This is a genomic window from bacterium (assembly GCA_018812485.1).
Taxonomy (GTDB): domain Bacteria; phylum JAHJDO01; class JAHJDO01; order JAHJDO01; family JAHJDO01; genus JAHJDO01.
The window spans coordinates 1-5119 of record JAHJDO010000167.1 but is presented as its reverse complement, the minus strand read 5'-3'; the positions used below and the strand labels follow the sequence as shown (position 1 = coordinate 5119).

Below are 5119 nucleotides of genomic sequence, written 5' to 3'. Positions count from 1 at the left end.
TTCCAGCGGCTCCGCAAGGGCGGCACTCTCTATTCCACCATCGACGCCGCGATCCGGCTCGGTGTGCGGCGGTGGTGTCTCGACCGACCACGGCGGGGCTTCGTCCGAGCCGTCCAAACCGACCCCAAGGACTACGACCGTGAAGACTGGCGCCGCTGCCTACTCGCCGTCCTCGACGGGGAGCCCGCCGACCGCGATGATGCCCTCCGAACCGCTGCCGAGTGGGCAAAGGAGAACATGGGGCTCCAGTGTTCCGTTTCGCGCCCACCGGCACCGGTCGTTGCGTTCTGGATGGCACGGGTTGTGCGCGACACGCGCAGGGGTGATCGCTCACCAATGGGGCCGATGCGGAGCCGCGCCGCATGAGCGTGTGGACGGGCTGAAGCAGGACGGGGCGGCGCGGTGCTCGCCGTAGGGTGTGGCGCAGCACGGCGGCTGGGGTGGCCCACGGGTAGCTGGAGCGTGATGGTGACCGGTAGGTGGTGGCAGCACCCCACCCCGCGGCCGAGCTCGGTGGGGGGCGTATCGCGTATCGTATCGGGCGATCCCTGGGGTGCGCGGCCTCGATACGCGATACGTGGCCCGCGCTGTGCGCGTGCCCGGGAGTCACGCGGGCAAGGCTATGCCGGCTTCGGAGCGACACACACGGCCGGAGTGCTCGAGCTCGCAGAGCACGTGGCCGAGGCGGTTGTTGTTGACGCGGAGGGTGTCACGTAGCTGAGCGCGCGACAGCGGGCGGCCAGCGTGCTGGATGGCGCTCACGACTCGGTCGTGCAGGGATGGGGCGGCGGGAGCGGCAGGTGGGCCATCGCCGTCGCGCTCTGGAGCGTCGACGATTTCCAAGTGAGTGGCGCTGCCGTCTCCGCGGGACACCAGCGCGAGCGTGACGGGATCGAGAGCGGGCGCGGCGCGATGCTCGAGGGTGAGCCTGATCTGCACGCCTCGCGGGCCTGTGCGGGTGAGGTACGCCCCATGATCGTTCCAGGCGTGGAGATCACCGGAGCCACGCAGCGCCTGACCGAGGTGTGAGCGGACGGACTTGCGCATATGGTGGACGACGACGATTGCGACGTCGAAGCGTCGCTGCAGCTCACGGAGGTAGCCGAGTAGCGCGGAGATATCCGCGGAGCTGTTCTCGTCGAGGCGGTGCAGCCTCACCAGGGGATCGAGCAGGAGGAGCTTGGGGCGGATCCGGTCGAGGGTTGCTGCGAGGCGGCCTTGGTCGGCAGGCTGGTCGAGTCGGATGGCGGGGGCGGTGATGACGTGCAGGTCGAGGGCGGCGAGATCGATGGCGCGGTGCAGGCAGATGCCGGCGATGCGGGCGCGGACTTGCGGCAGGGCGTCTTCGGCGAGGTAGACGAGGGTAGGCCCGGGGTCGAGGGCCGCGAAGCGCCCGAGGAATGGCGTGGCGGAGGCGAGGCTGACGGCGAGGTCGAGCCCGAACCAACTCTTGGCACATTTCGGGGGCCCACCCAGGATGCCGACGCCCTCGCCCCAGACCTGGTCGATGCGCCACTGCACGGAACCGCCGCCATTGCCCGGGTCGAGGGCAGCGGCACGGGAGGTAGGCAAGACGTCGAGCGGTGCGGTGCCGGAGTGGTCGTGGCGAGTCATGCGGGCCAGAGGGACTTTCTGGCCGCGGTGACGTGTTGGGCCCCGACGACCTTGAGTTTGGCGGCGGCAGCGAGCTCGAGGGACTCGAGGGCGAGGTTGTCAGTGGCGCGGAGGTTGCCGCGACCGATCTCGTAGATGGCGTCGAGAGCGGCGGCATCGAAGGGGCACTGGCGAGCGCTGGCAATGGAGATGCGGTGCTCGACGTAATGGGCGGTCTCGTCGCGGGACAGAGGCCGGAGGGAGGCGTAGTGGACGATGCGACGGGCGATGGCGTCCTGCTTGTCTTGAGCGAGGACCCTGCCGAGGTCGGGCTGGCCGGCGAGGACGAGGCTGAGGACGAGGCGGCTGTCCATCTGGAAGTTGGTGATGACGCGGAGCATGGACAGGACGTCGGGGCGGAGGTCGTGAGCCTCATCGAGGAGCAGGACAGGCCTGCGGCCGGCATCGATGAAGGTCCCTTCGAACCTCTCCTGGAGGTTGTGCAACAGGGCGGGGAAGGAACTGGCCAAGGGGACGCTGGCGACGCGGGCGATTTCGCGGCACATATCACGCTTGCCGATTTCAGAGCACTTGACGTAATGGGTGGCGTAGCGAGCCTCGGCGAGGCTGCCGAGAATGGCGCGCAGGACAGTGGACTTGCCAGAGCCCGCCGGAGCGATGAGGGCGGCGCTGGAGCGCTTGTCGATGGCGCGCAAGATGCCGTCGCGAGCCTGGTCGAAGAAGGGCAGGCCATAGAGGTCTTCGAGGCGCAGCTCGCGGGTGAAGGGTGTGCAATGGCAGCCGAAGGCAGACTTGAGGTCCATGGTCGGTCTTTCCGGGTCAGGGTTTTCGTGAACGGCGGGCGGGATTGCCCGTGGAGTCGGTGACGGGGCCGAAGTCGCGCTCGAAGGCGAGAGCGGCGGCGGTGACGGGGGCTTCGCCGTTGTCGCTGCCACCCGGTGTCAGCGCCGAGGCGCGTCGGGCCTCGGCGTTGCGGGCGAGATCGACGGGATGAAGGCGGACGAGCTTGCCGTCGTGGGGTAGCCAGATGGAGCCGTCGAGAGTCTGGCGGTGAACCTGGACCCAGGAGTTGGCGTGGCCGCGAGGCAGCTCGTAGGCGACGCTGCTGAGCGAAACGACGTTGTCGGCGGAGACGTGACGGCTATGGGTGACGAAGAACCTGCGGTGCAGATCCTCCTGATCGCGGGGGAAGCGGAGCGGGCGATCGTCGGCATTCCAGTGCTCGGCAGGGCTCTTGCCGTCGAGCGACTCGTGGGGGCGCAGGTTGTACTGCTCCTCGACGTAGTGGCGGAGGCGAAGCTCGAGGGAGCCGAAGTCCGAGTCGACCTCGGGGCGCTGCAGTCCTCGCAGGACATCGTGCTGGGCGGTCTTGTTGAAGGCCTCGACCTTGCCGTGGCCCTCGGGGTATCGCTTGCGCCCGTGGATGAAGTGGATGCCGAGGTTGACGCAGACGGCGTGGGTATCGCCGGAGATGAAGCCGGGGCCGCGATCGAAGTACAGCACGTCCATCAAGCCGAAGTGGCGGATGACCAGGAGCAAGCCTCGCAGCAGCAGGATGGTCGACTCACTGGGTCCGACCACGACGCCGACGATGCGGCGCGAGCAGTCGTCGATGAAGAAGAACGCGACCCGCTTGAGGCGGCCAGCGCCAGCGCGGAAGTGCTTGCCGTCGACGAGCACCATGCGCATGCGATTGGGAAACGCGAAGCGCCGCATATCGGTGTGGCGCTTGGCGACGCGACCGGTGAGCGGCAATCCGAGGCGCTTGGCGGCGCGGTACGCGGTGACGCGGTTGACGGGCTCATCCACCGAGAGCGTGCCGAGCTCCCGAGCACGGCGGATGATCTCGGGGATACTGGCGAGCGGGTCCTTGGTCTTCTGGTCCCGCAGGGCGTCGAGGAACGCCGGGGACAGTGCGGTGGCCGAGGCCTCTCGCTTCGCCGGCTCGAGGGCGGCGATGCCGCCGCAATGGTAGGCGGCGATCCAGCGATAGAGCGAACGCCGACTGACCGTGCGGATGAGGCCAGTCACCGTGAGGTGGGGCTCGTCGAGGGCCTCGGTGATGGCCTCGGCACGCGTGTCTCCAATCGTCTCGCGCGCCAGAACGAAGGCGATGACGCAGTACCTGAACAGCGCTTCAGCGGTGAGCGCGTCAGTGGTCTTCGGGAGCTCCACCTCGGCCATCGCGAACAGAAGTAGTCATGACCCCACTGGCTGCCCATGTCGCGAACTCGTGGGTCGCTGCCGAGCCGCGGCAGGTGCCTACGGCGCTCGTGCATGCAGCACGATTCGGCGCAGTCGCCCGGAGCGTGAATCCCAGCGTCGGGGTGGTCCCCAACGTGCCGCTACGAACCCGACGACCAGCAGCCAGTCGAGGGCGAGCACGCCGGCCTGCGCGAGCTCGACGAGCGGCAGCGTGACGGCTTGTCCTCGGCCCCGGTAACCGCTCGCGGCTGCATACGCCGCCGCGGCCTCGCGCTGCGTGAGCGCAGAGACGCCGAGCAGGCCCGCTGCGATCGAGCCCTCGGCCACGAGGCTCGTCAGCCCGAGTAGCGTCGCGCCCAGTACGATCCACCGGCCTTGCGTCCGCCAGCCTTCCGCGCCGCTACGGCTGGCACGCGGCCAGGGCACGCCCTGGGCGGCGTCTTGCGCTGCGCCGAACAGCGTCGAGCCCCAGGCCAGTGCTCGGGCAGCGGAGTCGCCCTGGACGCTGCCCGCGACCTCGAGAGCATCGTGCTCGGTCGGCTCGTGCAGCAAGCGGCCCGCCGGATCCACGGGCGCGATCGCAACCCGGCCGTACGGCACGTGCCCGGGCGGGTAGAGCGTGAACGCCACCTTGTGGGTCAGGCACTCGCCCACGACCAACGGGAACGCCGGGCCGGTCTTCCGTTGGCGCCAGTGGTGGAGCCAGATCCTGCAGACACTGCCGTCGCCGCCCGCGCTCGCCGAGAGGCACTCCAGCGGCATCTCCGGAACGAAGACCCCGTCGTCCCCAACGCTGTACGGCGTGACGATGAACGAACGGCGTGCAACCGGGCGAGGGGTATGGCAGGGATCCATCCGACGGGACCCGTCGGCGATTTGTCACAATTGCGCCGCCGGGCTCCCACGCGACGCTCGCGGCTCCAACCGCGGGCGTCGCTCTTCCATACACGACCCCCTGCGTCCGCAGCGGGAAATCTAGTCAGCTCGCGCCGTAGCGTGACCCGTGCGCTGGCACGCGTGGACGGCGACCGTCGTCACGCCCATCCCACGCGACCCCGCCCCCATCCAGCCGGCCCCCGCCGACGAGCCACGGCCTGCGCGTGCCATCGAAGCTGCAACCGGAACGGCTCGGCCGTGCCACTGGGCGCGAAACGTAACAGCTAGCGCCATGGCCGACGCGGTAGGCGCGCGAGATCGTTCCATGTTCTGGCAAGCGGGGATCCACCCGGCGGGTGAGCGGAGAACCCGGCTCGACCGCGCGGGTCAGACGTCAACGGCGCGACCTGGCCGGGCGTCATCG

5 protein-coding genes are annotated in these 5119 nt (G+C 69.3%); 1 reads left to right on the top strand and 4 read right to left on the bottom strand.

The features are described 5' to 3' along the window. Positions 1-366: hypothetical protein (locus KKC91_12835; GenBank protein MBU0479427.1), on the top strand; the 366-nt coding region annotated here is incomplete at its 5' end. 240 nt (positions 367-606) lie between these two features. Here KKC91_12835 and KKC91_12830 read toward each other — a convergent pair. The 4 genes from KKC91_12830 to KKC91_12815 form a co-directional block, all read right to left on the bottom strand. After that, positions 607-1614 carry a helicase RepA family protein gene (locus tag KKC91_12830; protein ID MBU0479426.1) on the bottom strand — a complete coding sequence of 336 codons (1008 nt, stop codon included), beginning with the start codon at positions 1612-1614 and terminating at the stop codon, positions 607-609. Next, positions 1611-2417 (bottom strand): AAA family ATPase, encoded by an 807-nt coding sequence (locus KKC91_12825; GenBank protein MBU0479425.1) that lies wholly within the window; start codon positions 2415-2417, stop codon positions 1611-1613. Before KKC91_12825 ends, KKC91_12830 begins: the two co-directional genes overlap by 4 nt. A gap of 16 nt (positions 2418-2433) precedes the next feature. Continuing rightward, a complete protein-coding gene (locus KKC91_12820) occupies positions 2434-3798 on the bottom strand; it encodes a DDE-type integrase/transposase/recombinase (protein ID MBU0479424.1) in 1365 nt (454 codons plus the stop codon). A gap of 78 nt (positions 3799-3876) precedes the next feature. Then, complete coding sequence (locus KKC91_12815) at positions 3877-4674, bottom strand: hypothetical protein (protein MBU0479423.1); 798 nt, start codon at positions 4672-4674, stop codon at positions 3877-3879. Positions 4675-5119: the final 445 nt, after the last annotated feature.